The organism is Traorella sp. mt218, from assembly GCF_055420025.1.
Genome location: NZ_JBVAYM010000010.1, coordinates 26865 through 53511 on the forward strand (window position 1 = coordinate 26865; position 26647 = coordinate 53511).

The 26647-nt window shown below is 44.1% G+C and carries 26 protein-coding genes; 19 read left to right on the forward strand and 7 right to left on the reverse strand.

The genetic code is table 11. The features are described from left to right. Positions 1–56 precede the first annotated feature (56 nt). Together ACZYT3_RS06470 and ACZYT3_RS06475 are read right to left on the reverse strand one after the other, a co-directional pair. A complete protein-coding gene (locus ACZYT3_RS06470; RefSeq protein ID WP_294561072.1) occupies positions 57–245 on the reverse strand; it encodes a hypothetical protein in 189 nt (62 codons plus the stop codon). Between the two features lie 51 nt (positions 246–296). Continuing rightward, on the reverse strand, positions 297–1016 hold the full coding sequence (locus ACZYT3_RS06475) for an amino acid kinase family protein (RefSeq protein WP_294561000.1): 720 nt from the start codon (positions 1014–1016) through the stop codon (positions 297–299). A 214-nt stretch (positions 1017–1230) separates the two neighbouring features. Here ACZYT3_RS06475 and ACZYT3_RS06480 point away from each other — a divergent pair, with 214 nt between their 5' ends. Continuing rightward, a complete protein-coding gene (locus ACZYT3_RS06480) occupies positions 1231–1890 on the forward strand; it encodes a response regulator transcription factor (protein ID WP_294560999.1) in 660 nt (219 codons plus the stop codon). Between the two features lie 55 nt (positions 1891–1945). After that, positions 1946–3301, forward strand: coding sequence for a HAMP domain-containing sensor histidine kinase (locus ACZYT3_RS06485; RefSeq protein WP_464088100.1), 1356 nt, complete (start codon positions 1946–1948; stop codon positions 3299–3301). Here the strand turns inward: ACZYT3_RS06485 and ACZYT3_RS06490 are convergent. Together ACZYT3_RS06490 and ACZYT3_RS06495 are read right to left on the reverse strand one after the other, a co-directional pair. Then, entirely contained in the window at positions 3296–4717 is a 1422-nt protein-coding gene (locus ACZYT3_RS06490) for a sensor histidine kinase (protein ID WP_464088101.1), read from the reverse strand. The genes ACZYT3_RS06485 and ACZYT3_RS06490 overlap by 6 nt on opposite strands. Further along, on the reverse strand, positions 4704–5369 hold the full coding sequence (locus ACZYT3_RS06495; RefSeq protein ID WP_464088102.1) for a response regulator transcription factor: 666 nt from the start codon (positions 5367–5369) through the stop codon (positions 4704–4706). Before ACZYT3_RS06495 ends, ACZYT3_RS06490 begins: the two co-directional genes overlap by 14 nt. A 247-nt stretch (positions 5370–5616) precedes the next feature. Between ACZYT3_RS06495 and ACZYT3_RS06500 the strand changes: the two genes are divergently transcribed. The 15 genes from ACZYT3_RS06500 to ACZYT3_RS06570 all read left to right on the forward strand — a co-directional run bounded on the left by ACZYT3_RS06500 (position 5617) and on the right by ACZYT3_RS06570 (position 21122). Continuing rightward, positions 5617–6321 (forward strand): ABC transporter ATP-binding protein, encoded by a 705-nt coding sequence (locus tag ACZYT3_RS06500; RefSeq protein ID WP_294560995.1) that lies wholly within the window; start codon positions 5617–5619, stop codon positions 6319–6321. Next, positions 6321–9452, forward strand: a complete 3132-nt coding sequence (locus ACZYT3_RS06505) for an ABC transporter permease (protein ID WP_464088103.1) — start codon at positions 6321–6323, stop codon at positions 9450–9452. Before ACZYT3_RS06500 ends, ACZYT3_RS06505 begins: the two co-directional genes overlap by 1 nt. 7 nt (positions 9453–9459) lie before the next feature. Next, positions 9460–10347 (forward strand): beta-propeller fold lactonase family protein, encoded by an 888-nt coding sequence (locus ACZYT3_RS06510; protein ID WP_464088104.1) that lies wholly within the window; start codon positions 9460–9462, stop codon positions 10345–10347. A 41-nt stretch (positions 10348–10388) separates the two neighbouring features. Further along, positions 10389–10973: an HAD family hydrolase gene (locus tag ACZYT3_RS06515; protein ID WP_464088105.1), complete on the forward strand. Its 585-nt coding sequence runs from the start codon at positions 10389–10391 to the stop codon at positions 10971–10973. Positions 10974–11345: 372 nt separating this feature from the next. Further along, complete coding sequence (locus tag ACZYT3_RS06520; protein ID WP_464088106.1) at positions 11346–13265, forward strand: GLUG motif-containing protein; 1920 nt, start codon at positions 11346–11348, stop codon at positions 13263–13265. 324 nt (positions 13266–13589) lie between these two features. Then, positions 13590–14522 (forward strand): RNA polymerase sigma factor, encoded by a 933-nt coding sequence (locus ACZYT3_RS06525; protein ID WP_250841643.1) that lies wholly within the window; start codon positions 13590–13592, stop codon positions 14520–14522. A 70-nt stretch (positions 14523–14592) separates the two neighbouring features. Then, positions 14593–14793, forward strand: a complete 201-nt coding sequence (locus ACZYT3_RS06530) for a helix-turn-helix domain-containing protein (RefSeq protein ID WP_231357949.1) — start codon at positions 14593–14595, stop codon at positions 14791–14793. A 148-nt stretch (positions 14794–14941) separates the two neighbouring features. Beyond that, a complete protein-coding gene (locus ACZYT3_RS06535) occupies positions 14942–15226 on the forward strand; it encodes a hypothetical protein (protein ID WP_177455750.1) in 285 nt (94 codons plus the stop codon). Between the two features lie 150 nt (positions 15227–15376). Further along, positions 15377–16225 carry a DNA adenine methylase gene (locus ACZYT3_RS06540; protein WP_464088107.1) on the forward strand — a complete coding sequence of 283 codons (849 nt, stop codon included), beginning with the start codon at positions 15377–15379 and terminating at the stop codon, positions 16223–16225. 9 nt (positions 16226–16234) lie between these two features. Next, positions 16235–17929 carry an AlwI family type II restriction endonuclease gene (locus ACZYT3_RS06545; protein WP_464088108.1) on the forward strand — a complete coding sequence of 565 codons (1695 nt, stop codon included), beginning with the start codon at positions 16235–16237 and terminating at the stop codon, positions 17927–17929. Positions 17930–18229: 300 nt separating this feature from the next. After that, the gene (locus ACZYT3_RS06550; protein WP_250841644.1) at positions 18230–18550 is read left to right on the forward strand and encodes a DUF3847 domain-containing protein; all 321 of its coding nucleotides are present in this window, start codon (positions 18230–18232) and stop codon (positions 18548–18550) included. Beyond that, a complete protein-coding gene (mobQ, locus tag ACZYT3_RS06555; protein ID WP_464088109.1) occupies positions 18547–20028 on the forward strand; it encodes a MobQ family relaxase in 1482 nt (493 codons plus the stop codon). The genes ACZYT3_RS06550 and mobQ overlap by 4 nt, the downstream gene beginning before the upstream one ends. Before the next feature lie 26 nt (positions 20029–20054). After that, on the forward strand, positions 20055–20417 hold the full coding sequence (locus tag ACZYT3_RS06560) for a hypothetical protein (protein WP_464088110.1): 363 nt from the start codon (positions 20055–20057) through the stop codon (positions 20415–20417). Beyond that, positions 20414–20767, forward strand: coding sequence for a hypothetical protein (locus ACZYT3_RS06565; protein ID WP_464088111.1), 354 nt, complete (start codon positions 20414–20416; stop codon positions 20765–20767). Before ACZYT3_RS06560 ends, ACZYT3_RS06565 begins: the two co-directional genes overlap by 4 nt. Next, a complete protein-coding gene (locus tag ACZYT3_RS06570) occupies positions 20751–21122 on the forward strand; it encodes a TnpV protein (RefSeq protein WP_071431004.1) in 372 nt (123 codons plus the stop codon). The genes ACZYT3_RS06565 and ACZYT3_RS06570 overlap by 17 nt, the downstream gene beginning before the upstream one ends. A 48-nt stretch (positions 21123–21170) precedes the next feature. On the opposite strand, the gene ACZYT3_RS06575 is transcribed toward ACZYT3_RS06570, so the two are convergent. Genes ACZYT3_RS06575 through ACZYT3_RS06585 form a run of 3 tightly spaced genes read right to left on the reverse strand, consistent with a single transcriptional unit; the run spans position 21171 to position 24105 of the window. After that, positions 21171–22196: a virulence RhuM family protein gene (locus ACZYT3_RS06575; protein WP_071431002.1), complete on the reverse strand. Its 1026-nt coding sequence runs from the start codon at positions 22194–22196 to the stop codon at positions 21171–21173. An 11-nt stretch (positions 22197–22207) separates the two neighbouring features. After that, positions 22208–23116: a hypothetical protein gene (locus ACZYT3_RS06580; protein ID WP_464088112.1), complete on the reverse strand. Its 909-nt coding sequence runs from the start codon at positions 23114–23116 to the stop codon at positions 22208–22210. 56 nt (positions 23117–23172) lie between these two features. Next, the gene (locus ACZYT3_RS06585) at positions 23173–24105 is read right to left on the reverse strand and encodes a hypothetical protein (RefSeq protein ID WP_071430998.1); all 933 of its coding nucleotides are present in this window, start codon (positions 24103–24105) and stop codon (positions 23173–23175) included. A 154-nt stretch (positions 24106–24259) separates the two neighbouring features. Between ACZYT3_RS06585 and ACZYT3_RS06590 the strand changes: the two genes are divergently transcribed. Both ACZYT3_RS06590 and ACZYT3_RS06595 read left to right on the forward strand, forming a co-directional pair. Then, positions 24260–24568, forward strand: a complete 309-nt coding sequence (locus ACZYT3_RS06590) for a transposon-encoded TnpW family protein (protein ID WP_180956844.1) — start codon at positions 24260–24262, stop codon at positions 24566–24568. Next, a complete protein-coding gene (locus ACZYT3_RS06595) occupies positions 24559–26616 on the forward strand; it encodes a recombinase family protein (RefSeq protein WP_101692893.1) in 2058 nt (685 codons plus the stop codon). Before ACZYT3_RS06590 ends, ACZYT3_RS06595 begins: the two co-directional genes overlap by 10 nt. Positions 26617–26647 lie beyond the last annotated feature (31 nt).

The following is a 26647-nucleotide window of genomic DNA, read 5'->3' on the forward strand; positions in this document are numbered from 1 at the left end:
TCCTTAGTCATTCTATTTTATGAAAGAAAAATAAAAAAATTACCGTTGCCGGTAATTTAGAGAATTTCAAACTGGTGACTCAGCAAAAGACGTTTAACATAAGCCAGTTCATCGTTGCCGCCGTCCATGGACATCGACTTGCTGGCAAGAGAGATTTCATATTTGATCGGCTCATTTTCCATCAAAGCCTCGATTTTTTGCTTATCTGCTTCATCCAGCTTTCTAAACAACAGGATCCTTTTCATGTTAACCTCCATACTTTATTATTATACATCAAAAAACTAAAAAGATAAATGTTAAGAAACGATTGTTCCGGCTTCACCTGAAAAAGTCCCTTTGAGATGGATACGAATCTTATTTTTACGTGCATATTCAACACACTGATCATGAAGGACACGGCATCGAAGAGAAAGCATATGATGATAGGTGATTTCCTGATAACGTTTCGCATGAATATTTTTTTTTGGATCGCTGTCATAGATCCCGTCAACATCGGTATAGATTTCAACTTCATTGACCTGAAGCATCTTGGCAACCAAAACCGTAGTATAATCACTGCCTCCTCTGCCTAAGGTCGTAATCTCACCAAGGCTGTTCATCGCCACGAAACCGCAGACGATGAGGACATCATAGGCTTCTAATAATTTGCTGATCTCAGTATTATCTAATTTGATGACATTGGCACACTCATAGTTATCATCCGTAATGATCCCGCTTTCCCGAAAGCTTAATGCATAGGCATTTAATCCCATTTCTCTTAGCTTGGCACAAAAGGAAATGCTGCTGACCAGCTCGCCCATGCTTAACAGACGTGCCTTTTCCTGCTCGCTTAAATAAGCGTTTCCCAGATCGCTCAATGTATCGGTAGCATAGGGATCTCCCTTTCTGCCCATCGCTGAGATAACGACGACTACCTTACTGTTCTCACTCATTTTTTTCACAATATCTAAAGCATATTGACATCTTTCATCATTGGAGATGGAAGTGCCGCCGAATTTGCATATCTTACATGTCATGATCTCACCCACACTTTAGGTTATGAAAGTTTTATAGATAGGAATGGGCAGTATGATTGCAGCTTAAGTTTTATCAAGAACAGCCGGCTTAGATCCGTTCAAATAAAAGTGTGGGTATAAATGGGATAAGAAGTGATAAAAATTTTATAAAAATACTAAAATTTCATGATTCTTTCACATTATTTTGTTACAATAGAATAAAGGAAGTGAAGATATGAAAAAAGTGATTTGTGTTGTAGAAGATGAAAAAGATTTGAATGAATTAGTGAAACGCTATCTGGAAAAAGAAGGATATGAGGTCAGAAGCTATTATACATATGAACAGGCAAGCATGCATACGGTCGATGATGATGTTCATTTGTGGATCTTGGATATCATGCTGGATGATAAATCAGGCTTTGATCTGATCGAGGAAATCCGTTTACAGGGGAAGGATATCCCGGTGATCTTCATGTCTGCCCGTGATAAGGAATTTGACCGCATCATCGGTCTGGAAAAGGGAAGTGATGATTATATCACTAAACCATTTTCCCCTAAGGAATTGGTGCTTCGTGTAAATAATGTCATTAAAAGAACGTATAAAACAGAGAATACACGAATTCAGATTGATTCTTATGAGCTGGATGAAGAACAGCGCAAGGTCTTTGATAATGATAAAGAAATTGATCTGACTACCAAGGAATTTGATCTTTTGATGATGTTTATTCGCAACAAGGGAATGGCTTTTTCACGAGAAAAGATTTTGGAACTTGTCTGGGAAGATAATTATTTTGGCAGTGATCGTGTTGTCGATGATACACTGCGCCGTTTGCGTAAAAAGCTTCCGAAGCTTCATATCCATACGATTTATGGATATGGCTATCGTTTAGGATAATATGAGCCGCTTAAGGGAGTGGATAAAGAATCTTTCTTTATCCCAGCAGCTTTTTATGCTGATCTTTGTTTTCATAACTTTCTTTGCATCATTTTTCTTTGTTTTTTTAAGTGGTAAGGTAGATGATTTTGTCCGTGAACAGATGAATACGGTCATTGATCGATCACAGGAAATGATTACGAATATGTATCGGGGCAATATTGATCCGAAGATCATCATGGGTTTGCAAACGGATGAAACATCAATGATGTATAATATTTTTTATACAGATGAGGGAAACTATTCAACAGCCAGTGAAAAGATCAATGCGATGCCGAATCTTTCGATTCAGATTTCTGAAAATATGCGGAAGCAGACAGCGCTTCAGAAACAGGTGGAGCATTATACTTATGAAAATGATGAAAATAAGGCATATTATGCCATCAATATCCTGAGTGATGATTTTGCTTTCGTAACGGTGGTTACGAGCGAATACCGTATGAATTACAGGGAAACTTTATTAAGCACGGTGGTGAATATCACGGTATTTGTTGTCGGTCTGTTTTTTGTCGTATTGATGATTTGGATGGCTTCGCTGATCCATCCGCTCAATCAGATCCGTAATTATATTGAGAAGGTCAAATTGGGAGAAGATGCCGAGCTGCGAGTCAACCGTAATGATGAAATCGGTGAATTGGCAGAAGCCATCATCAGCATGCGTCAGGAGCTTTTGCGTCAGGAGCGGGTAAAGGAAGAAATGATTCATAATATTTCCCATGATCTGAAGACGCCGATTGCGACGATCAAAAGTTATGGTGAAAGCATCAAGGATGGTGTTTATCCATATGGCACGTTGGAAAAGAGCGTGGATGTGATCATTAAAAATGCTGAGCGTCTGGAAAAGAAGGTATATTCGCTTTTATATCTGAACCGGGTAGACTATCTGGTTTCTCAGAACACGGGTGAAAAGGAAACGAATATGAAAGAGGTCGTGGAGGAAGTGCTTCAGGCATTGATCATGATTCGTTCGGATATTCAAATTGAAACAGATATGAAGGATGTCTATTTCTATGGCAGCTATGAGCCATGGCGCATTACGATTGAAAATATCATGGATAATGCCTTGCGTTATGCGAAAGATGTCATAAAAATAACGGTTGATGAAGATGAGGTAACGATCTATAACAACGGTTCCCAGATTTCTGAGGAAAGACTGGCGACCTTATTCAAACCATTTGAAAAGGGACAGGGCGGACAGTTTGGTATCGGATTGTCGATCGTTCACAAGGTAACATCGGCCAATGGTTATATCGTGAGTGGTGAAAATATGCCGGATGGCGTCATTTTCAGGATCTATCGCGAGCATAAAAAAGAAGGCCGTGAATCCCGCAGAAAACAAAAGAATGACAGTAAAAAAGGCGTGTCCTCATGATGAGGCCACGTCTTTTTTCATGTTTAATTCAAAATAGAAGGTACTTCCTTCATGGAGCCTGCTTGTCACACCATAGGTTGCATGGTGGAGATCCAGAATCTGTTTACAGATATATAGACCTAAGCCGCTGCCGCTGATTTGGCGGGAATGGTTGGCCGAACGGTAGTAGCATTGCCAGATCTTGTCAATTTCACTTTCTTCAATGCCTTCACCAAAATCCTGGATTTCGATACGGATCGTATCTTTTTTTAAGATCTGACGAACGATGACCTTATCTTTGGTATAGTGAATGGCATTATTTAAGATGTTATAGAAGACCTGTGAAATTTTCATCTCATCGGCGATGACATCAAAATGTTTGTCATAGATGAAATCGATCTGAATATCGCTTAGTGAACGAACACGCTCAATCATATCCAGAAGCATCTGCGTAAGATCAAATCGCTTTTCCTCCAGCTTTTGAGCTCCTGCCTGCAGCTTTGAAAGATCAAGCACATCATTGACCAAACGTGACAGATATTTTGTTTCATTGATGATGACATTTAGATTTTCTTCGTTGTTTTCATCAGGAAGATCACGCATCATTTCTGCATAACCGCTGATCATCGTAAGAGGTGTACGCAGGTCATGGGAGATATTGCTGATCAGCTCATTTCGCAGCTTTTCAACCTGATGGAGATCCTTGTTGGCCTGATTGAGGGTAGAGCTTAATTCTTCGATTTCAAGATAGCCTTTACCGCTGAAATGTACATCTTCTTTACCAAGCTTTTTTGCGCTGGTATTAAGCTGACGAATAGGGGCAATGATCTTTCTTGATATGTATAGACCCAAAAGGATGGCGATGATGCTCATGCTTATCGTAACGATCGTCAGGATCGTTTTAAGCGTATCAACAGTAGCATTGATCGGTGAGATCGTGGAATTCATGAACAGATAATAATTGCTTGCTCCTTCTATGATATGCGTATATTGGATTTCATTATAAGAGCGGATGGAGATTGGGATATCCAGCTTGATATCTTCGATATATTCCGTAGTCTGGACCTCTTGTACATAGGTGTTATCATTTTGATAAGCAAGAGAGATTCTTTCCATGAAACGATTGGTAGTCGTTATTTCTCTGACACATTGGCTGGAGGAGCTGCTCCAATAGATAGGCGTACCGTTTTCATCGGCCACAGCAATGCATACATCATTCGTAATGGCAAGCTGATTGATGTATTCACCGATATCGGGATTGGTGATATTGTCGGATATATAATTACCGGCATTCAGGATCGCGTCTGTTTTGATGCTTTTATAAATAGAATCTAAGAGAAAGATTTCCATGATCCATAATAAAAGAAGCATCACGATCACAAAAACAAATAAATAAAAGGGGATCTTAAAACGAATGGATTTTCTATTCAGTTTCAAAGCGATAGCCTACTCCTCTGACAGTAACGATGCAGTCAGCGTATTCTTTGAGATTTTTACGCAATGTCTTAATATGAGTGTCTAAAGTACGGTCATCCCCAAAAAAATCATATCCCCAGACAACAGAAATACATTGCTCACGCGAAAGAGCAATATTTTTATTTTTGATCAGATAGGTCAGCAGATCATATTCTTTTGGTGAAAGATGGGCTCTTTCACCATCAATTTCAACGGTATGTGCCGAATAATTGACTACCAGTCCTTTATAAGTAAATGTATTTTTCTGTGCATTTTGTGTCCTTTTTAAAATTGCCTTGATGCGCATCATCAGCTCCTGCATGCTGAAAGGCTTGACGACATAGTCATCAATATCCATTTCAAAGCCATGGATACGGTCATATTCTTCTCCTTTTGCTGAAAGCATCAGGATAGGTGTATCTGAAAATTCACGGATGCGCTTGGTTGCCGTATAGCCGTCACAATAAGGCATCATGATGTCCATGATGATACAATCATAGTGATTTTTTTGAACAGCTTCAATAGCTTCATAGCCATTGGAGGCTTCGTCGGCTTCCATATGTTCATAAAGGGCATATTTTTTAATAAGCCCGCGGATCTTTTCTTCATCGTCTACGATTAATATTTTTGGCATGTTATCACCTCTTTCTTTAGTTTAACACATCATTGTGAAATTTTTTTGAAAACAATCAAAAAAGTTGATTAAATGTTTTTCTATGTCATAAAGCGCATATTTTGACAATCAAGGGGTTATGTAGTCATCTTCACATCAACTTCACATTATTTTTTCATTTTTTATGAACAAATATGTGGTAAAATATGAGATATATAGAATGAATGAAATGATATGAATAGACATAAGGCTATTATCGGAGGCGTTTATGAGTGAATTTATTGAATTTAATGACGTTAAAAAGATATATCATGTCGGTGAAGTAGATATTCCGGCATTAGATGGTGTCAATTTTCAGATCAAAAAAGGAGAATTTGTGGTCATTGCTGGAGCCAGTGGTGCCGGTAAATCAACGATATTGAATATTTTAGGAGGGATGGATTCACCTACCAGCGGTACGATTTATGTGGATGGTGAAGATATTGCCGCCTATGATGCAAGACAATTGACGACCTATCGGCGTCATGATATCGGATTTGTGTTTCAGTTTTATAATCTTGTCCAAAATCTTACGGTGACGGAAAATGTGGAGCTGGCTTGCGAAATCTGTGATGATCCGCTGGATATCAATGAAACGATCAAAAATGTCGGTTTGGCTGATCGTAAAGATAATTTTCCGGCTCAGCTTTCGGGCGGCGAACAACAGCGTGTGGCCATCGCCAGAGCTTTAGCGAAAAATCCAAAGCTTCTGCTTTGTGATGAACCGACCGGTGCCTTGGATTACAATACAGGAAAACAGATCTTGAAGCTTCTTCAGGATACCTGCCGGAAGAATAATATGACGGTGATCGTGATTACTCATAATCTGGCGCTGACGCCGATGGGTGATAAGGTCATTCGAGTAAAAAGCGGTAAGATCGACAGCATTACGATCAATGAAAACCCAGTACCAGTAGAGAGCATTGAGTGGTAATGAAAAAAATATACGTAGATATCTTACGGGAAATCAGAAAAAGCTTTGGCAGATTTTTTTCTATCTTTGCGATCGTTGCGATCGGTGTTGCCTTTTTTGCTGGGGTGAAGGCATCAGCACCGCTGATGAAAGAAACGGCTGACGCTTATTTTGATGAGTATAATTTGCAGGATATTCAGGTTTATTCCACCTTGGGCTTTGTTGATGAGGATATTGATGAATTGCGCAATATCGAAGGTGTTGAAGGTATTCATGCCACCAATAGCGTGGATGTTGTATTCATGATCGATACGACAGAATATGTCTATAAGGTCATGACTTTGCCTGAAGATATGAGCGCTTCGAATAAAGATTATATCAATCAGGCTGTCTTGGTCGAAGGAAGGCTTCCTGAGTCGGAAGATGAGTGTGTGGTAGAGGAAGGCAAGATCATGACAGACGGCCCTCAGATCGGTGATGTCCTTCAGCTGTCAAGCGGTACGGATGAGCCGCTTGAAGATACGTTGAATCATACTGAGCTGAAAGTGGTCGGCAAGGTTAAGATTCCTTATTATCTTTCTTATCAAAAGGGAAGCAGCAGTATCGGTGATGGTTCGCTGGATGGTTTTCTTTTGACGTTTGATGATAATTTTAAAAGTGATATTTATACGGAAGTTTATATTACGGCAGAGGGCGCAAAAGCATATAATTCTTATGATGATGCTTATTTTGATGATGTGATCGATCCGCTCGTCAACCGTATCGAACAGCTTGGTAAAGAGCGTGCTTCATTGCGTACAGAAGAGATCAAGGCGCAGGCTTTGGAAGAATATCAGAAAAATGAAGATGAATTCAATCAGCAGAAGCAGGATGTTGAAAATCAGCTGGAAGAAGCGGATAAGCAGCTGCAGTCCGGATATGAGGAACTGGTCTATAATGAGAATCGTATCAAAGACATGAAGTCAGCGATCGAATTGCTTCAAACACAGGGACAGGCCCAGATTGAAAGTGCCCGGACGCAATTGGAGATGTTAAAAGCACAATTGTCGATGGGTGGCAGCAGTGCCCAGGTGCAGGAGCTGCAGAGCATGCTGGATGAGGTCAATCAGCAGATCGATGCCTTGCCTGAAGAAGATAAGGTATTGACGAATGAAGATTATTTTGATCTGCGGATGCGCCAGCAGATGCTTGAATTGATGATCGAAATTGCTAACAGCGAGGCGACCCGTGAACAGCTGCAAGCAGCCATTACGGCTCAGGAGGAAAGCATTGCCCAGATGGAAGAGGATCTGAATCAGCAGCTGGCCGATTATGAAGAACAGATTGCTCAGGGTGAAGCACAGGTTGCCCAGGGCAGGATCGATTATGAAAACGGTGTTAAGGAACTGGAAAATAATCGCAGAATTGCAGAGGAAGAGCTGACGGATGCACAGGAACAGCTCGATAAAGCAAAAAGCGATATCGAAAATATGTCAGAAGGCGAATGGATCGTCTTGGATCGTCAGTCACATTATTCTTATATGGATTATGGAAGCAGTGCAGATCGCATGGATTCGATTGCCAAGATATTTCCGCTCTTCTTCTTCCTGGTTGCTGCCTTGATCTGTCTTACTACGATGACCCGTATGGTAGATGAACAGCGCAGCGTCATTGGTACATTTAAGGCTTTGGGATATTCGAAGGGCACGATTGCCATGCGTTATTTGAGCTATGCCTTCATATCCAGTGTTTGCGGCTGTGTCGTTGGTGTTTTGGTTGGCTTTGCGGTTTTCCCGACACTGATTACACATTTGTGGAACATGATGTACACCTTGCCGGACGCTCATTTTACTTTCTATTGGGATCTTGCCCTCATGGCAAGCGTCAGCTGTATTGCTATTGTCCTGTTGGCAACATGGCTTGCCGTTTATAAGGAATTAAGGGAAACGCCGGCCTTGCTGATGCGTCCAAAGGCTCCTTCCAATGGTAAAAGGATCTTCCTGGAAAGAATTCCGTTCATATGGAAAAAGCTCTCTTTTACACGCAAGGTAACATTCAGGAATTTATTTAGATATAAGAAGCGTTTCTTCATGACGGTCATTGGTATTAGCGGCTGTACAGCGTTGCTTGTTGCCGGCTTTGGTATTCAGGACTCGATCGGCGGCATCGTTTCCAATCAGTATGAAGATCTTCAGAAATATCAGGTCAGCGTTACGATCAACAGCGATAAGAACGTTGTAGAAAAAGAAGAGATCGTGGATACGGTCAATCAGATGGATCATGTTGATGAAACGATCTTGATTGCTCAGCAAAGCGGCAGTGCCAATATCAAGAACAAAGACCAGTCAGTTGATCTGATCGTCGTTGACGATGAAGAAGCTTATAAGGATTTTCATGTATTGCGTGACCGCAGGACTCATGCGGAAGTTGAAATACCAAAAAGCGGGGTGCTTGTCAGCGAGAAGATGGCAAGTGATATGGGCTTGAAAGTCGGAAGTGCATTCAGATGTACTTCAAATGGCAGCTCGGTAGAATTTACCGTTGAAGGTATCTTTGAAAATTATGTGGGCCATGTCATTATCATGAATGGTGATACGTATAAGGCTACCTTTGGAATAAGTGCGAAACCGACACAACTGTTGATTCGCATGGATGAGAGCAATGAAGAAAACGACAGTGCATTGGGAAGTGCTTTAACAGGCATTGATGGTATCGAAAGCATCGTATTTTATCGTGGTAGCGCCGAATCGTTTGAAAATATGATATCTTCATTATCGATCATCGTTGTTGTCTTGGTGATCTCTGCAGGCTTGCTGGCATTTGTGGTATTGTATAATCTGACCAATGTCAATATTTCAGAACGTATCCGTGAAATTGCGACATTAAAGGTGCTTGGTTTCTATGATAAAGAGGTCAGCAATTATGTATTCCGTGAGAACCTGCTTCTCAGTCTTATTGGTTCGCTATGTGGATTGGCATTAGGAACCGGACTGCATCGGATGATCATGGCATTGGCAGAGCTTGACAGCGTAATGTTTGGCCGCATCATTGAAGTGAAGTCATATTTGATATCACTTGTGATGACGATGTTCTTTGCATGGATCGTTGCCCGTGTCATGCATTTTAAACTGAAGAAGATTCCGATGGTCGAATCTTTGAAATCAGTAGAATAGGAGATTTATGATATATATTGGTGGCTATGCGGCAGAAAATAACCGCGGTATTTATCTGTTGAATGATGATCTGAGTCTTCATCATCAGATCTGTGATGATGAGGGTACAAGTTATTTTGATGTGGATGAGCAAAAGATTTATACGATATTAAAAAGAAATGACAAAGGCGGCGTCGCCGTCTTTGATCATGACGGTAAGGAAAAGGCCTGTTGTCTTTTTGATAAGAAACCGGGCTGTTTCATCAAAAAATATAACGGACGTATTTATTGTGCCTATTATCATGATGCTTGTGTTCAGATTTTCGATGAGCAGCTGACACTGCTTCATGAGCTTATTTATCCTCAGGGAAGCAAATGTCATTGTGTAGATTTTTTTAAAGATAAATTTGCTGTTGTCTGTTTAGGATTAGATCTGATCTGTTTTTATGATTATGACTTTCATTTTCTTGAAGCCTTTGAGTTTCCTAAAGGAAGCGGGCCTCGTCATATGGTCCATACCCAAGATGAGAAACAGTTGATGGTCATCACGGAATTAAGCAATCAATTATTTATATTGGATAACAAAGGCAATGTTGAAGAAGTCTTTTCAATCAAAGAAAAGGAGGATGTCGTGACGACAGGTGCAGCCATTCGTCTTAGCGCCGATGAGAAGCATCTTTACACTTCGACAAGAGGACAGGATATCCTTAAGCACTTTGTATATGATGAAAGATGGCAAGAGGCACAGTGCATTCATTTAAAAGGCTCTTTGCCAAGAGATTTCCAGCTTTTTGAGGATGCATTAGTCGTTGGTTATCAGGGAAGCTGTTTAGTAGAAAAGATGCAGCTGGATCATGATTATGTAGGTGATGTGATTCAGAGTGCAAATTATGATAAGATCGTATGTATCAAGTAAAGGAAGCAAATGCTTCCTTTCAGTATAATATAGGAGAAATTATGAGGTTTAAAAACATTATTTTTGATTTTGGTAATGTCCTTTCAGTTTTCAATGCAGATCGGTTGTTGGAGCTGTGTACTCCGGCTTATCATGAAGCTATGAAAAAAGCTATTTTCCATGACTGGGATGCATTGGATGATGGAACGATAACTTATGAGGATTATATTGGACAGACATTACGTATGTCGGACAGAAAAGACTGGGAAGCCATACGTATGTTTTTTGATCGATGGTATCTGGCCTTGGAAGATATCGAAGAGGTACAGGCATGGGTACATGAATTAAAAAGGGAAGGTTATCATTTGTATATTTTATCAAATGCACCTGTCATATTTGAAGAAAACGTTCATGTGTATCCAATTGCGAAGGAATTTGATGGAGCTGTTTATTCAGGAAGTATTCAGCTTTCTAAACCGGATAAAGCTATCTATCATTATCTTTTAGATAAATATCAATTAAAAGCAGAAGAATGTTTTTTCATAGATGATAAACCACGTAATGTAGAGGCAGCCAGACAATGTGGTATTGAAGCTATGGTGTATCATCAGAATTTAGATGAAATCAAAAAAGCAATTCTAGTATAAAAAGAATATAAGTCTGAACATCATGTCTTGAATGAAGAATAAAGCTGATGTGATGTTATGAAAGGGACGGATTATTAAGGATTGAGCTATTTTTGAATTATTGAAAAAAGGAAGTTTTATCAGATGGTGAAAAAGCCTCAGTAAATATATTTTTAGCTGTCATTTATTCTTGTCAATCAATAAGCTCTGGGATAAATTAAAGTTATAAGAATACAGAAAGGAGCTTGACAAGAATGAAAGAAATTGTGACAATTTTAAACAAGCAATTATTTAGTGCATTTTTTCGTATGTCAGACTCTGAAGAAACAAAGGGCGTATATTGTCCATGAGGACAAATGCGCTTTTTTTCTGTGCTTTAGAAAGGAGTAGAAGATGTTGAAGAAGACAATAGGATTTATTTTATCATTCTTTTTATGCTTGAGCATAAGTGGTATTCAATTGAATGCTCAAGAAAATGTGATTCAGATTTCTACGGCAGATGAGTTAGTCAAATTTGCAGATGAGGTCAATCAGGGTAATTATTCAGGAAATACTGATATTATTGTGAATCTGGAAACAGATATTGATTTGAATGGCATGGAATGGACGCCGATTGGTATTGATAGAGATCATTCTTTTTCAGGTACTTTTAATGGAAATGGACATACGATCAGTAATTTTAAAATAACTGTAGGATCTTACCAGTATACAGGCTTTTTTGGAATTTCGGACTGTGACATTATGAATTTAAATCTGTCGGGAATTATTTCCTCAGATAGTTTTCTTAATGGAAGCGGGGCAGATATGGCTGGAAGTTTTGCAGGTTATCTGATTGGTGGTAATATCAGCAATTGTACGAGTTATGTAGATTTCACATTCAGTGGCGTTCAGGGATATGTCATAGGCGGAATAGCAGGTGCAATTGAAAATGGAAGTATTACGTACAGTTTCTTTGATGGCAGTTATTATAATGATGGTATTTCCAATTCAGTTCATGCCGGCGGAATTTGTGGTATTGGTGCAAATGTTGAGATTATCAATTGCGCCAACATGGCAGATTTCTATGGCCTTGACTATTTTGGAGGCATTATAGGACAAGCGCAGGGTACGACTGTCATAAAAAACTGTTTTAATACAGGTACAATTGATGTAGGAGAAAATGGACCATTCCATGGTTCCTGTTATTTTGGCGGAATCGTCGGAACGGTATATTCATCGCCTAATTTAATTGGAAAACTGACGATAGAGAGCTGTTATCATGCAGGTGAAATCATCGGGCACACTCAAAATGATCAGATTGGTGCTCTGATTGGCGGCGTCAATATGTCAACATCTTACCAGAATACTATTACAGCTTATAATAATTACTATATGACGGGTGATTTTAACACGATTGCAAATAGCCAGCGTAATCCATTGAACGTTGTATATATAAATTCAGATGGTGAGAGCATCACTTCTGATGAAATAGGCAGATCAATGGCTTTAGAAGATATGGAATCTTTAGCTTTTTTGGAAGAAATTAATCAAAATGGTGGTAATTATGTGTTTAATGAAGATGGTACTCCTTTAATTCCGGAAAAGACCTTTGATATTACGGTTAATACGTCACCAGAGGATGCACAGGTATCTTTTATTTCTGAGGATAATACGAAATATAGTGTTGAGAATCACCAAGTATCTTTACCGGTAGGACAATATACGGTTTTGATAGAAAAAGAAAATTATCATTCAATTCGTGAACAAGTAACGATTACCTATGATATCTCTACTCATACTCTTAATTATGAATTAGTATTGTTAGATGCAGATTACAGGAAGGTAGAAGATGCTGTTGCTAAAGCCAATGCTCTTGATTCAGAACTCTATAAAGATTTCTCAGGTGTGGAAAAAGCTATCGCTGGTGTAGTTTATGATTTAGATATCACACATCAGGGAGAAGTCAATGCCATGGCTAAAGCTATAGAGGATGCCATCAATGCCTTAGAGTATAAAGATGCTGACTATACGGCAGTCAATGATGTGATTGCCAAGGCAGAGGCTTTAAATCCAGAGGATTATGTTGATTTTACACATGTAAGTGATGCGATTGATGCGGTTGTAGAGAATTTGAACATCACGCATCAAAAAGAGGTCGATGATATGGCACAGGCTATCTTAGATGCCATATCTGAATTAGAGGAAAAACCAGCAGAAACTCCGTCAACGAGTGATAATAGCTACATCACTTGTTGGATGATGATAATGATTGGCGCGGCAATGAGTCTGATTGGATTTGTTGTTTATGATTACAAAAAGAAATTGACACATTAAAAAAAGAGCACTCTGTGATTACACGGGTGCTCATAAGAAAGTAATTTCAGAAATTACGATTATGGCATCTGTCAGACGGGGTTGGTAAACGAGATAACGGGTATTCGGTGCAAAATCCGAGTACCCGTTATTTTTTTGCCCTTAACTGAAAGCAATAGATTTATTCACAGTTTTCGAGTATAATGAAACTATAATCATCCTATCCCAAACAATCCGAGATTTTTTCAAAAAATCTCAAAAAATTTTGGGAACATTGGAACAATTCAGCCCTTTTCATGCCATATATAGTAGAGGGCTATTTCAAAACGATTGGAGGTGACGCTTTTGGACAAGAAGAAAGGTCCGACAGGTTTCATTGTAGTGCTGCCCGGTGAGGTCATCGAGATACCGCAGGACAGCGACAAGTCATGGCTGACCCTATTTTATAGCCTACCGAGGGAACTTGCAGAAAAGTGGAAGCCAGCCTACGATCTGCTCCGCTGCCCCTATGAAGTTCTGAGGACGGACAAGTATGACCACATCGTATGTGATGATATGTTTAAGCTGCTTGTGTGGGACTGCTACGCATGGAGCGCATGGCAGTTCTTCCAAGTGAAAGACAGCAAGGGAAATTATCGTGACATACCCGGCAACTGGACGCAGTATGCAGGATATTTCCCTTTGTGGCGTTTGTCGTACAGCATTATCCCCTACATCCGAATGAAGTTTGAGCAGAACGGGCTCGGATTTCAAGAGCTTTACAACATCCCGCAAGGTGTGGAAGTGCCGTGGCTGACCTATCAGCAATTCAGCAATCTGATCGGCAATGTCACCGACATGGTTGTGGCAGAACAAGAATGGCAGCCCATGATTGACGCTATCTGGGAAAACAGGACCGTCGAAGACTACGAAACCACAAGCAGCACCGTCAAGACCGATTTCATGCGGAAGTGGCATCACAACCGTTCTGGTAAGCCGATCTCTCTGGATGAAATGATGGAGAGTGAGGACGGGGACATTTTCGATGTGGCAGACCCCCGCAGCGAGTTTGAGCAATCAGTTATTTCCGAAATGCAGGTAGCCACCTTTGCAGAGAGCACCATCACCGAGAAAGACCGGGAGATATTGAAGTTGCGTATGGAGGGTTACACCGAGCAGGAAATCGCAGATAAGGTTGGCTACAAGACCGCCAGCGCAGTCCATAAGCGAATCGCCAAGATCGCAGACGCTTATGAGGATTATGTGACAGCGGAATATCAGAAGTATTTGGACAAGTAAACAGACGAAGAAACGGCAGCAGTTACCCAAGTGGTGACTGCTGCTTTTTCATGCAAGAAAGGAGGATTTTATGAGCAGAGAACCATTTGAAACCATGCCCGATGTGATGGACGCAAAGCAGATTGCGGAAGCGTTGCAGATTTCCAAAGCGGGGGCATACAACCTTTTGAACAGCCCGGATTTTCCAACCTTACGGATCGGCGGGCGTAAATTGGTGATGAAAAATGAGCTTGTGGAATGGCTAAAAAGCCGCACAAACCGAAAAGCGTGAAAACACGGTCAAGAGCCGGAAAAGTAGCAAATCACCGGATAGCGTGAGCCGGAACATACTCCGCATCGTTTGAAGCGTTTCTATCGAAAAATCGCATCACTTTCCCAATTCAAGAACTGAGAAAAATTTGTGAAAATCAGGAGGTTTTATGAGAACAGGACTTACCAAGAGAGAAAAGACCACAGGCATCTATTTTGACGAGTATGGCAATATGATCGAGGTGCAGACCCACAACACCGATCTAAAAAAGCGGCTGACCGCATTTGCGAAAGAATATCCGCAATGCTGCCGCCAGATCGACGATGACGAGCAAGGCGGACTGACCTTTGAGATTGAGAAAGGACGGCTGAGCTTCCGGCTGACTGCGCCGTACAGTGAGGAACGAAAACAGGCGGCAAGTGAATGGGCGAAGAAGAACGGAATCAAAGGTTGAAAAGCTGTCGGCGTGTTTACCTGAAAAAGCTCTCTACACAATGAATATTTACAATTTGATGTTGATTGAAGTCATTCAAACTGCTATAATGATTATGGGTTAGTTTGCCCTACTCGAAAGAGAATATGGAATGAGAGGAGAGGTGCAACGATGAATCCCGTATTGAAATATCGTGGTGGAAAATCTCGGGAAATTCCACGCTTCTTACAATATATACCTGATGACTTCAATCGCTACATTGAGCCTTTTTTTGGTGGCGGTGCAGTATATTTTTATCTTGAGCCCGAAAATGCAATTATAAATGATGTCAACACTCGTTTAATGATATTCTATCGTCAGTTGCGTGACAATTATCCTGAGATGAGGGCGCAGCTTGATACTTTGCAACAGTTATATGAGGAAAATCAAGCAAGGTACAAAAGACTTAAAGCCAAAACACCAGACGAGCGTGTCCCAAATGATAATGAGGCGCTATATTATCGCATCAGAGAACTTTTCAACCACCCCGATGGTAGTTATCTTGATGGCGTGTTGTATTTCTTTATAAACAAGACCGCTTACTCGGGCATGATTAGGTATAACAACAGCGGCGAATATAATGTTCCGTTTGGTCGTTATCCCAATCTGAACACTCGACTGGTCACACAGCAGCATAGTGATTTATTGCAAGGCGCTGAATTATATAGTCTGGATTACAGCCAGATATTTGAAATGGCGCAGGAAGATGATTTTATATTCTTAGACCCGCCATATGATTGTGTGTTTAATGATTACGGAAATATTGACATGATGAATGGTTTTGACGAAGCAGAACACCGTAGGTTGGCTGCCGATTTCCGTAATCTCCCCTGCCGCGCCTTAATGGTAATTGGTAAAACTCCTCTCACAGAAGAACTCTACGGAGAATACATCTTCGATGAGTATTACAAAAACTATGCAGTAAATATCAGAAATCGTTTCAATAATGATAAAATGCACATCGTTGTAAAAAACTATTAGGAGTGCAAAATGGGAGTAATTAAAAGTAGTCGTACATTATTTTTTACTACTTCGCCCAGATCACCCAAAAAGTTAATCCCAGAAATCGCTTTGTTGGTGGATAACTTTTCTGGGCAAACATGGAGTGGCAATGAGCAAGTACAGGAAGAATTTGCCCGCACGCTCGCTGCTGCAACCACATTTGAGGGAGATACCTCTAAGAAGTATTCTGCATTTAGTGCACGAGATCGTATTACTCGCTCGCCGCAGGGATTGGGGTTTGTTGATCTTTCTCCAACAATTCAGTTGACAGAAGCAGGCGAATCTTTTATACATGGCAACAGACCGCATGAAATCTTTTTGCGGCAGCTCTTAAAATTCCAGTTACCCTCTCCCTATCACAAAGAGGGAAGTAAAATCAAAGGGACATTTTGGGGGCGTCCCTACTTGGAAATCATTCGTTTAATCCGTGATTTAGACCACCTGACACCGGATGAATTTAGAATCTTTGCGTTGCAACTGACGGACTATCGCAACTATGAAGCGGTAAAAAATCAAATCATTTCTTTCCGAGAAGAAAAGGAAAAACATAAGGGGCAGTATAAGCGATTTGTTGACGATGTTATAAATCAGGAAATATCCAAAATTTATTCTACCGAAATTGAATCCGGCAACATAGCAACCAGAGAATCAAAGACGAGCGATGTGCGGTCATTTATCAGCAAAGAAAAGCGCAACATGAGGGACTATGCTGATGCGTGTTTCCGCTATTTCCGTTTCACCGAAATGTTTGTTTCTGATGGTAGGTCGATACAGATCGCTCCAGATAAAATTCCAGAGATTGATTTTATTTTGGAAACTGTCCCGAGAGAGCCTACCTACATTGATGATGTAACTGCATTTAAGAATTATTTGTTTGACCCCGCACAGCCTCGTCTGTATACAGATGACCGCAGCAATTTAGAGGATACACTGATGCGTCATTTTTCGTATACTAAACGAGAGCTTTCTGAAAAGACAATCGAAGAGCTGAAAGATTTGCGTGATAGTGCTGTTCAAGCAAAACGGGCTGCAATTATTCAAAAGCAGACCGAGGAACTAAAGTCTTATGCGCTGTATCAAGAAGTCATTGATACATACAACGAGATTTTATCAGATGAGATATACGATGCTCCCCTGTTCCTCGAATGGAATACATGGCGAGCCATGACTATGCTGGACGGCGGAACTATTAAAGGCAATTTCAGGATTGACGACGCGGGGCGACCCACATCAACAGCCCAAGGCAATATGCCGGACATTGAATGTGATTATGATACCTTTGCTCTTTCGGTTGAAGTTACCTTGCAGCGAGGACAGCGGCAATATGAATCTGAGGGAGAGCCAGTCACACGGCATTATGCTCAGTTGCAAAAGGCGACAGGAAAAACCACCTATTGCCTGTTTATAGCTCCGTCAATTAACAGAGCAACATGGGCACACTTCTTCGGCTTAAATCAGATCAGAAATATCGCTGCTTATGGAGGCAAGCCCAAGATTATCCCATTGGAACTTGATTCGTTTATGCGGTTGATTGAAAACTCCTATACAAGCGAAGGCATACCTCAACCACAAGATGTTCAGAAGTTTTTGCAGACGGCCATTGACGAAATAGATAATTCTACTGATGAAATTGATTGGAGCAATAGAATTTCTGCTTATGTTGATAAGTGGTTGGTCGCATAAATGAAATCCCTTTGGAACAAAGGGCGCACTTCTATACAGGGAGAAGCCCTGTATGTGCGCTCTGCGAGGCAGACAGCCCGGACTTCAATCGCCCGGGCTGTTTTGCGTCACTTCGTTCCGAACAAGGGGCTGCACCCCTTGCGACGCTTGCGCGTCTATCCCTGCACACTTTGTGAGTGGCACAATTTGCTGATGCAAACAGCGCCACTCACAAAGTTTTGAATATGTACCCATGACCGTTTACCGATTTTCGGTAGGCGGTCTTTTTATATTCCTACATCAAAATCAAGGAGGTCATACATGGTGAAAAAGCAGAAGACTATCCCACAACTGGAAGCAGAGAAAGCGGAAAATGAACGCAAGATCTCGCAGCTCCAACACAAAAAACAACAGCTTGAAAACCGCATCACCTACTACGAAAAAGGTGATCGGCGCAAGCGGGCGCACCACCTTATCACTCGTGGCGCAGCCATTGAAAGCATCGCACCGCTGACAAAGGTTTTGACCGAAACCGAGTTTTACGCCTTTGCTGAAAAAGCCCTTGCCGTCTTGGAGATTAAGGGCTTGCTCATGGAGGCGGTCAATGAACACAACCGAGCTGAACAGAAAGAGGGGTGTTGAGTATCGCACTATATCATTTTCATGTGACACAAATCAAGCGCAGCGCAGGACAATCCGCTATTGCGTCTGCCGCCTATCGCTCCGGCGAAAAGCTGCACAGCGAATACTACGGTGAGGACAGCGACTACACCAAAAAGGGCGGCGTGATTTGTTCGGAAATCCTGCTGCCGCCCTATGCCCCTCCCTCTTTCTCTGATCGGGAAACCCTATGGAATGAAGTGGAGAAAGCGGAACGGGGAAAGAAAGCGCAGCTTGCATACAGCTTTGACATTGCTTTGCAGAACGAGTTTTCCATGCAGGAGAACATCGAGCTTGCAAGGCAATTTTTATTGGAGCAGTTTGTGAGCAGGGGCATGGTGGTGGACTTCGCCGTTCACTCTCCCGACAAGGATGACGGCGGCATTTCCAATCCTCATTTCCATGTCATGTGTCCTATCCGTCCTCTGGATGAACATGGTAGATGGGGCAACAAACAGCGGCGGGAATATCTGCTGGACGAACATGGCGAGCGTATCCGTGATGAAGCAGGAAACTATGTATTCAACGCTGTGCCGACTACCGACTGGGGCAGTCCCGACACCTTGGAACATTGGCGGCAAGCATGGGCTGAACTGTGCAATCAGAAGTTTGCGGAAAAGGAATTGGACTGCCGGATTGACCACCGCAGCTATGAGCGACAGGGCATCGACCAGCTCCCTACTGTCCATGAGGGTGTGACCGTCCGAGCTATGGAAGCAAATGGCATCCGCACCAACAAGGGTGATCTCAACCGCTGGATCAAGGCGGCCAACGATCTGATCCGCAATCTGAAAAAGAAAATCTCTGCGCTGCTTGATTGGCTGAAAGAAGCGCATGAGGAATTGAGCAAGCCGCAAGTTCCAAATCTGGCGCAGCTTCTCAGCGAGTATTACACCAATCGTAACGCCGGGGCTTGGAGTCAGAAAGCAAAGATCGGCAATCTCAAAGAGTTCAACGAGATTTGCAATTATCTTATGCAGAATAAACTCACAACGCCGGAGGAATTGCAGGAGCGTGTGTCTATGCTGAGTGACCGCATCGACACTTTGAAAAACTCCATGCGTGGCAAATCCAACCGCATGAAAGAGTTGGACGAACTTCTCCGTATGGTGCAGTTTTACACTGAGGGTAAGCCCATTGCCGACAAATTGGCGACCATCAAATGGAAAGGCAAGCGGGAGCAGTTTATGTCCGAAAATGAAAACGCACTCCGCCTGTATCACATGGCAGAGCGCAAGTTAAAACCGCATTTCAAGGATGGCAAGCTGCCTATCACCGCATGGCGCAAAGAGCGTGACCGTCTGGAACAGGAGTACAAGACCGGGCAAGCGGAGCTTTCTCCCATCTATGCGGAGGTGAAAAAGCTCTGGCAGATCAAATACAAGGTGGAGCAGGTCATCCATGAGCAGGAGCGACAGAACGCTGTTACACGGCAGAAAAAACAAGAAATCGAACACTAATCTTTACACATTTTTAGGAGGCACTTATGAGCAAGAAGAAACCATTTGAACATGAAATCGACCCGGAGCTTTTGGCAGAAATCGAGGCATGGGAGCCGCAGGAGCATGACGAGCCGGAGGGATATTACTTCTCCAACCCCGACCCCTATCTTAAACCCACACCGCTGCCGCCTGACCATCCCAGACACAATTTCTGGTTTGACGAGGATGGACACATCCGTGTGAAAAATCCATCCGCTTTCTGGCTGCCGGAGTTCACCTTGCAGAAAGAGATCGGCGGCACGATCTACTCTGTCACAGGCACTTATGACGGAACGGAAACGCTGGATAAAAAGATGGAGCGCATCATGGGCGAAAAGTTTACAGAAAAGATGGAGGATTCTGAATGACAAATACGCAGTCTCTTGGTACAATAGAAGCAACCAATCCTGTACTGGCAGTTGCCCCTTTGAAGGAGGAAACAGAAATGTTACGGGCAACTGATAAAATCACCGCGCTTTACTGCCGCTTATCCGTGGAAGATTTGAAAGAGGATAAGAAAGGCGGCAAAGAGGACGAATCCAACAGCATCCAGAATCAAGAGTTAATATGTAAAGGGTGGTTTCTCCCACCTAATACATATGACTGCGGCTCATTTGTGGTGAATGGAACAGCAGTTGTAGGAAAGGAGAAGAAAAGTCCGTATAACCGCTGGAAATCAACACAAAAAGGAGCTAATTTTTATGAAATCTCTATTTGAGGAAATGGGCGGCACTTACCGTCAGGAGGGCGATTATCTCATTCCAAACCTTGCGCTGCCAGAGGAACCGGAATACCAGATTGGCAAGTATGGACATATGCGCCGCAGCTATCTGAAAGAACATCGCCCTATTTTCTACACAAACCTGCTCACAAACGGAACGCTGCATCGGCACCTTGCCGAGATCGACCAAGCCTGCAACGAGCGCATGGAAATCATCGTTTCTGCAATGGTGAAGCAAGAAGGCGTGACCGAAGCACTCAAAGCTGCCGATCAAATGGAATGGGTACGCCGCATGAACAGCATCCGCAGCCGCGCGGAGGAAATCGTTTTGACCGAGCTTGTATATGAATGACAAATGCCCGTTATCGGTTGCGTGGCCGATAACGGGCATTTTTACACTTTAGTTCTTTTGTTCCGTGCTGGCTACCAGACGGTCAAAGTCGCTCTGATACAGATGATCCTGAATGACGCGGTACTGCTCAAACTCGCTTTCGGCAAAGGCTTTTGCAATGGCAGCGGTGACTTTTCCCTTATTTTGCAGAATCTCTGCATCATTGAATTGCAGAAAAGCGTCCAGCTTGGAGGCCCAATCTGCCATGGTCATGGGAATATGCCGTCTGGCCTGCCGGGTAGCATAGTCCAGATACATGGTGACGATTTCGTTCAGTTCCTGCATTTCATCCATGGATAAGTAATTTTTTGCAACGGACACATCTGCCTTGACAATCTTGCCGTCAGGAGCATTCTTCCATGAGGTCAGCCCCATGTGTTCCTTGGTGTGATCGGCTCGTGCCATAATGACCTCTGCCGCTGTGCCGCCATGGACGGCATAGTGCATCTTATTCTGAACTGTGGCAAAGAAATCCTTTGTGGTCTGGCTATCGAGAGAGTAGTCCACAGCAGTGGCGTAAATATCCGTAATTTTCTGATAGAAGCGCCGTTCGCTGGCCCGAATCTCCTGAATCTCGGAAATCAGGTGATCGAAGTAGTCCTCATCAAAAATCTGCCCATTGATGAGCCTGCTCTTGTCCAGCACATACCCCTGCTTGGTGAAGGTGTCCAGCACCTTGGTTGCCCACTGGCGGAACTGCGTGGCTCTGCCGGAATTGATCCGATAGCCTACGGCTATGATGGCGGACAGAGAGTAGAACTTATAGTGATAGGTTTTTCCGTTATCCGCAACTTGTGCAAAATTTGCACAAGTTGCATCTTCGGACAATTCACCGCTTTCATATACATTTTTCAGATGCTTTGTCACAACGCTCCGGTCTACATCAAAAAGCCGTGCAATGGCCTTTTGGGTCAGCCAAACGTCGTGATCCTGTACCCGTACCTCAATGCCATCCTCATGGGCATCTTTCGTGAACACAAGGAAATCCACTGTGCTGTTGCGGATTTGCAGTTTATCCTTCTTGGCGTCTGCCATGTCGTTTCACCTCAATCTTCTTCGCTGGTTTTCTTCCCACGGCTCTTATAGACATTATACTGATTCTTGCAGCGGGGACTGCAAAAAGCGGAATTGGAGCGGCTGCTCAGGAACACCTTCTGGCAGTGCTTGCACAGCCGCAGGGGCTTCTCTCCGTCCACCAGCAGGAAGCTGAACATCATCTGGATGCCCAGCAGCAGCGAATGGAAGTCCCAATAGATGGTCGGTTTGTCCAGCAGCTCAATATGATAGCTGGGCGCAATGCCGCCGAAAGCAGCCATGCCTTTGCGATACAGATTCCGGGTATCCTCATCGATCAGGTCATAATCGTTGTAGTACAGAATAGATGTGGTCAGCGTAAAGGCCCAGTCCTTGAACTGCTGCGCCACCCAGTCATAGGCTTCAGCATACTCTCGCTGGAAGCTCATGGTTTTCGCCATGGGTTCACTCGCAAAGGTCATGGTCAGCGCCACCATCATGTTGTCGCCGGACACGCTCCATCTGGACTCAATGCCCTTCTTGACCAGATCCAGCTGGTCAAAGGGATAGAATAGCGCCAGATAGTCCTCGCTTTCCATGGATTCTGCCTTGATGAAGTGGTTTTTCGGCAGATAGACCGCCTCATAATCCATGAAGGACGGCGTGGTGGGCAGCGCTGTCATCAGGCCCAGCAGACCGTAATGGGTTACAAATTCCAGAATGGCCTTCTGCACCTCGTCCTCCGGGCTGCGGTTCATCATCAGCATTCCCACATTCAGCGCATCCAGCACGATTCCCGGCGCTTCCTTCAAGGGATTATATATGTCGGGCTTGGCATTCTTCCCCGGCGTGATATACCGCTTGCCGTCTGCGGCTGTTTTCAGTTCATAGCGGTCATACCGTACCCAATGGGAACGGGACTGCTCAAAGAGATTCTTCATGGCGCTGTTCCTCTCAACTCGTAATCCAACTATATATTAACCGTATTACTATTGTATCAACCGTCCTTGTCATCGTCAAGGGCGGCTTTCTTTTTTCTCGGTTTGGTTTTGTTTTCCCGGCGGATCACGGCATCTTTGCCCATGGTTTGCAGCAGTGCTTCATATTCCTCTACGAACTCGCGCTCCCGCAGAGTAATGCTGTAGTCCCTTTCCAGCTTTTCACTCAGATGCTCATACATCCGCCTTTGCAGCTTTTTCTGAATGGTCATACGCAACTTTCGGATATTCCGGTCGGACTGCCCACGGATGGCAGCAAGCCTTGTGGTGCTGTATTGCTTGACGAACAGGTAATACAGTACCTCCTTCTGTTCATCACTGAGGGTGAAGAAGAGCTTGGAGAGAAAACGGTTTGCTGTCAGCTCATGCAGCTCGTAGGGACAGGAGAAGATGATGTCGAGAAAATTTCCCTGACAGAGCTGGCGGAACCTTGGCAGATTCATCCAGAGGGGAGCAATTCTCGGCTCTGGCACGGCCTGAAACTCCAACGGCACATCCCCGCGCAGGTTTTCGTGGTCACGCTCCCGGCGTTCCCGATTTCTGTCCAGCTTGTTCCACTCGTCTACCACAGTCAAAAAATCCGATTCCGTCCGGGCTGCTTCCTCCAGCCGCCGCACAGCCTCTGCGCGAATTTCCCGCTTGAGCCGTTTTTCGCTGGTGGGCGCGGCTTCCTCTTCCTCGTCCTCCAGCTCGGCGGCATAGTTTCTGGGATGCTCGTCCTGCTCCAGCTCGCTTTCCAGCTCCAGCGTGCGTTCCTCTGCAAGCGCTTCCTCCAGCGATTCGTTCTCCGGCGCACCGTCCGACGCATCCTCCCAATCGGCAAAGCTATCCTCATCCATTTCAAGGTCGGCTTCCTCTATTTGCTCCTCGGTATCTTCTTCCTCATCGGAAAAATCATCATCCCACAGCAGTTCATCCTCCCATGGTTCCACGACAGCTTCACCTCCTCGAAAAAATATTTTTCTTTTTCTCAAAAAACAGTTCCGATTTACACCCCGTTTTTCTCCTATTAGTGAAAGGGTAATCTAAACGCAAGTTACTAAGGTTACTATCTTAAACACAGAGGGTAGAAAGGAGAAAAAGAACATGGAAAACCAGCATAAAGACATGATTGGCTTACAGCCAACGGAACCGGACTTATTATACCAAAAACCAACAAATTACGCAAGGAGGAAGCCTATGGAGCAAACGAAACAGGAACAGTTCATCATTCGGCGCATCGGCGGCACCACCTATAAGGTAAGGGTCGCATTCAGCGAAACAGCGGTGGAGACCATGGAGGAAAAGATTCTGCGGATGATCCGCAATGAAGGGGTTACAAATGACGGCACTTGTGCTATAATGGAAGCACCACAAATGAGCCGTCAGTCTGAAAGGAGCGCCGAATGCGCATGAAACAGACTGAGGAAAAGATCACCGCTCTGTATGAGCGGCTAAGCCGTGACGATGACAATGCCGGTGATAGCAACTCCATCGTGAATCAGAAAAAATACCTCGAAAGCTATGCCCAGCAGAGAGGCTACACCAACTGCCGCCACTATACTGATGATGGATGGAGCGGCGGCAATTTCGAGCGTCCGGCATGGAAACAGCTGGTGGCGGACATTGAAGCAGGCAAGGTGGCCCATGTCATTGTCAAGGATATGAGCCGGGCGGGGCGTGACTATCTGCAAACCGGCTTTTACACAGAGGTATTCTTCCGGCAGCATGGCGTCCACTTTGTTGCCATTGCCAACGGCGTGGACAGTGATGACCAGAACAGCAACGAGTTTGCGCCCTTCCTCAACATCATGAACGAGTGGTATCTGCGCGACCTGAGCCGCAAGCAGAAAACCGCCATTCGGGTCAAGGGGGAATCCGGCAAGCCAACCACCAACTGTGCCATCTACGGCTATAAGAAAGACCCGGAGAACAAATACCACTGGCTGATCGACGAGGAAGCGGCTGCCGTGGTGCGGCGTATCTTCCAGCTGACCATTGAGGGCAAAGGCCCCTACGACATCGCCCGTATCCTGTTTGATGACAAGATCAACACGCCTGCGGTCTACTTCGGCAAACAGAATAAGGGCATCTGGAAAAGCAAGGAGGAGTTCCCCAACCCCTATAACTGGAGCGGCTACATCGTTGGGCAGATTCTCTCCAAGCCGGAGTATATGGGGCATACGGTGAATTTCCGTTCCCACAAGCAGTCCTATAAGGATAAAAACGCCGTGATGAATCCCAAGGAAGATTGGCTGATCTTCGAGAACACCCATGAAGCCATCGTGGATGCAGAAACATGGGAGCTGGCACAGAAGCTGCGGAAAACACCACGGCGGCATGATACGCTGGGCGAGGCCAATCCGCTGACGGGGCTTGTATTCTGCGCGGACTGCGGTGCAAAGATGATGAACCATCGCTCAAGAGGCGGCACGGAGAATAATCCTTATCCGTCGGACTTTTACGATTGTTCCACCTATACGCTGGCACATCAGAAGCGCACCCATGCTTGCAGCGGACACTATATCCGCAGCAAGGTGCTGCGGGAGCTGATTCTGGAAACCATCCGGGCAGCCAGCACCTTTGCCATCTCCGACCGGGACGCCTTTCTGGAGAAGGTGCGCTCTGCCTCCCAACTGCGGCAGGCAGAAGCGGCCAAGGAAACCAAGCGGAGGCTGAACAAGGAGAAAAAGCGGATTTCCGAACTGGATACCATCATCAAGAAGCTCTATGAATCCTTTGCCGTCGGGCGCATTACCGGTGAACGCTTTGACAGTCTGCTGGCAGATTACGAAAATGAGCAGAAAGCGCTGACAGCGTCCGTCTCCGAAATGGAAACGCAGATGTCCGCCTTTGCGGAGGACACCGACCGGGCCAAGCAGTTTCTGGAGCTGGCAAAGAAGTACACGGATTTTTCCGAGCTGACCACGCCCATGATCAACGAGTTCGTGGAGAAAATCATCGTACACGCTCCAGAAAAGATCGACGGTGACCGGGTGCAGGAAGTGGATATCCACCTTCGCTTTATCGGGCAGTTTGAGCTTCCCGCACCGGAGCTGACCGAGGAAGAAATCAAGCGGCAGGAGCAGCTCAAACGGCACCGCATCAAGAGCCGGGAGCGGTATCAGAAAATCAAGGCCGGTGAACACGCTGTCGGACAGCCCTTCATGCTGACCTGCAAATGCTGCGGACAGGAATTCGCCTCCAAGCGGACAAACACCCTGTTCTGCGGTCCCAACTGCCGCTCCAAATTTTACCGGCAGGAGGCGGCGGAGAGCCGCAGCCGGGAGTGTACCTGCGAAAACTGCGGCAAGGTGTTTACCACAACGAGGTCAGATGTCAAATACTGCGGTGACGATTGCCGTTATCAGGCACAGATCAAGCGACAGGGCGTGCGGAAGAAAGCCTTGCGAGGGGCGAAGATCGAACCGGCAGTGCCGGAGAAAGAAACAAAAACAGCATAAGATAAGACGCAAATGGCGGCTTGCCCCTTAA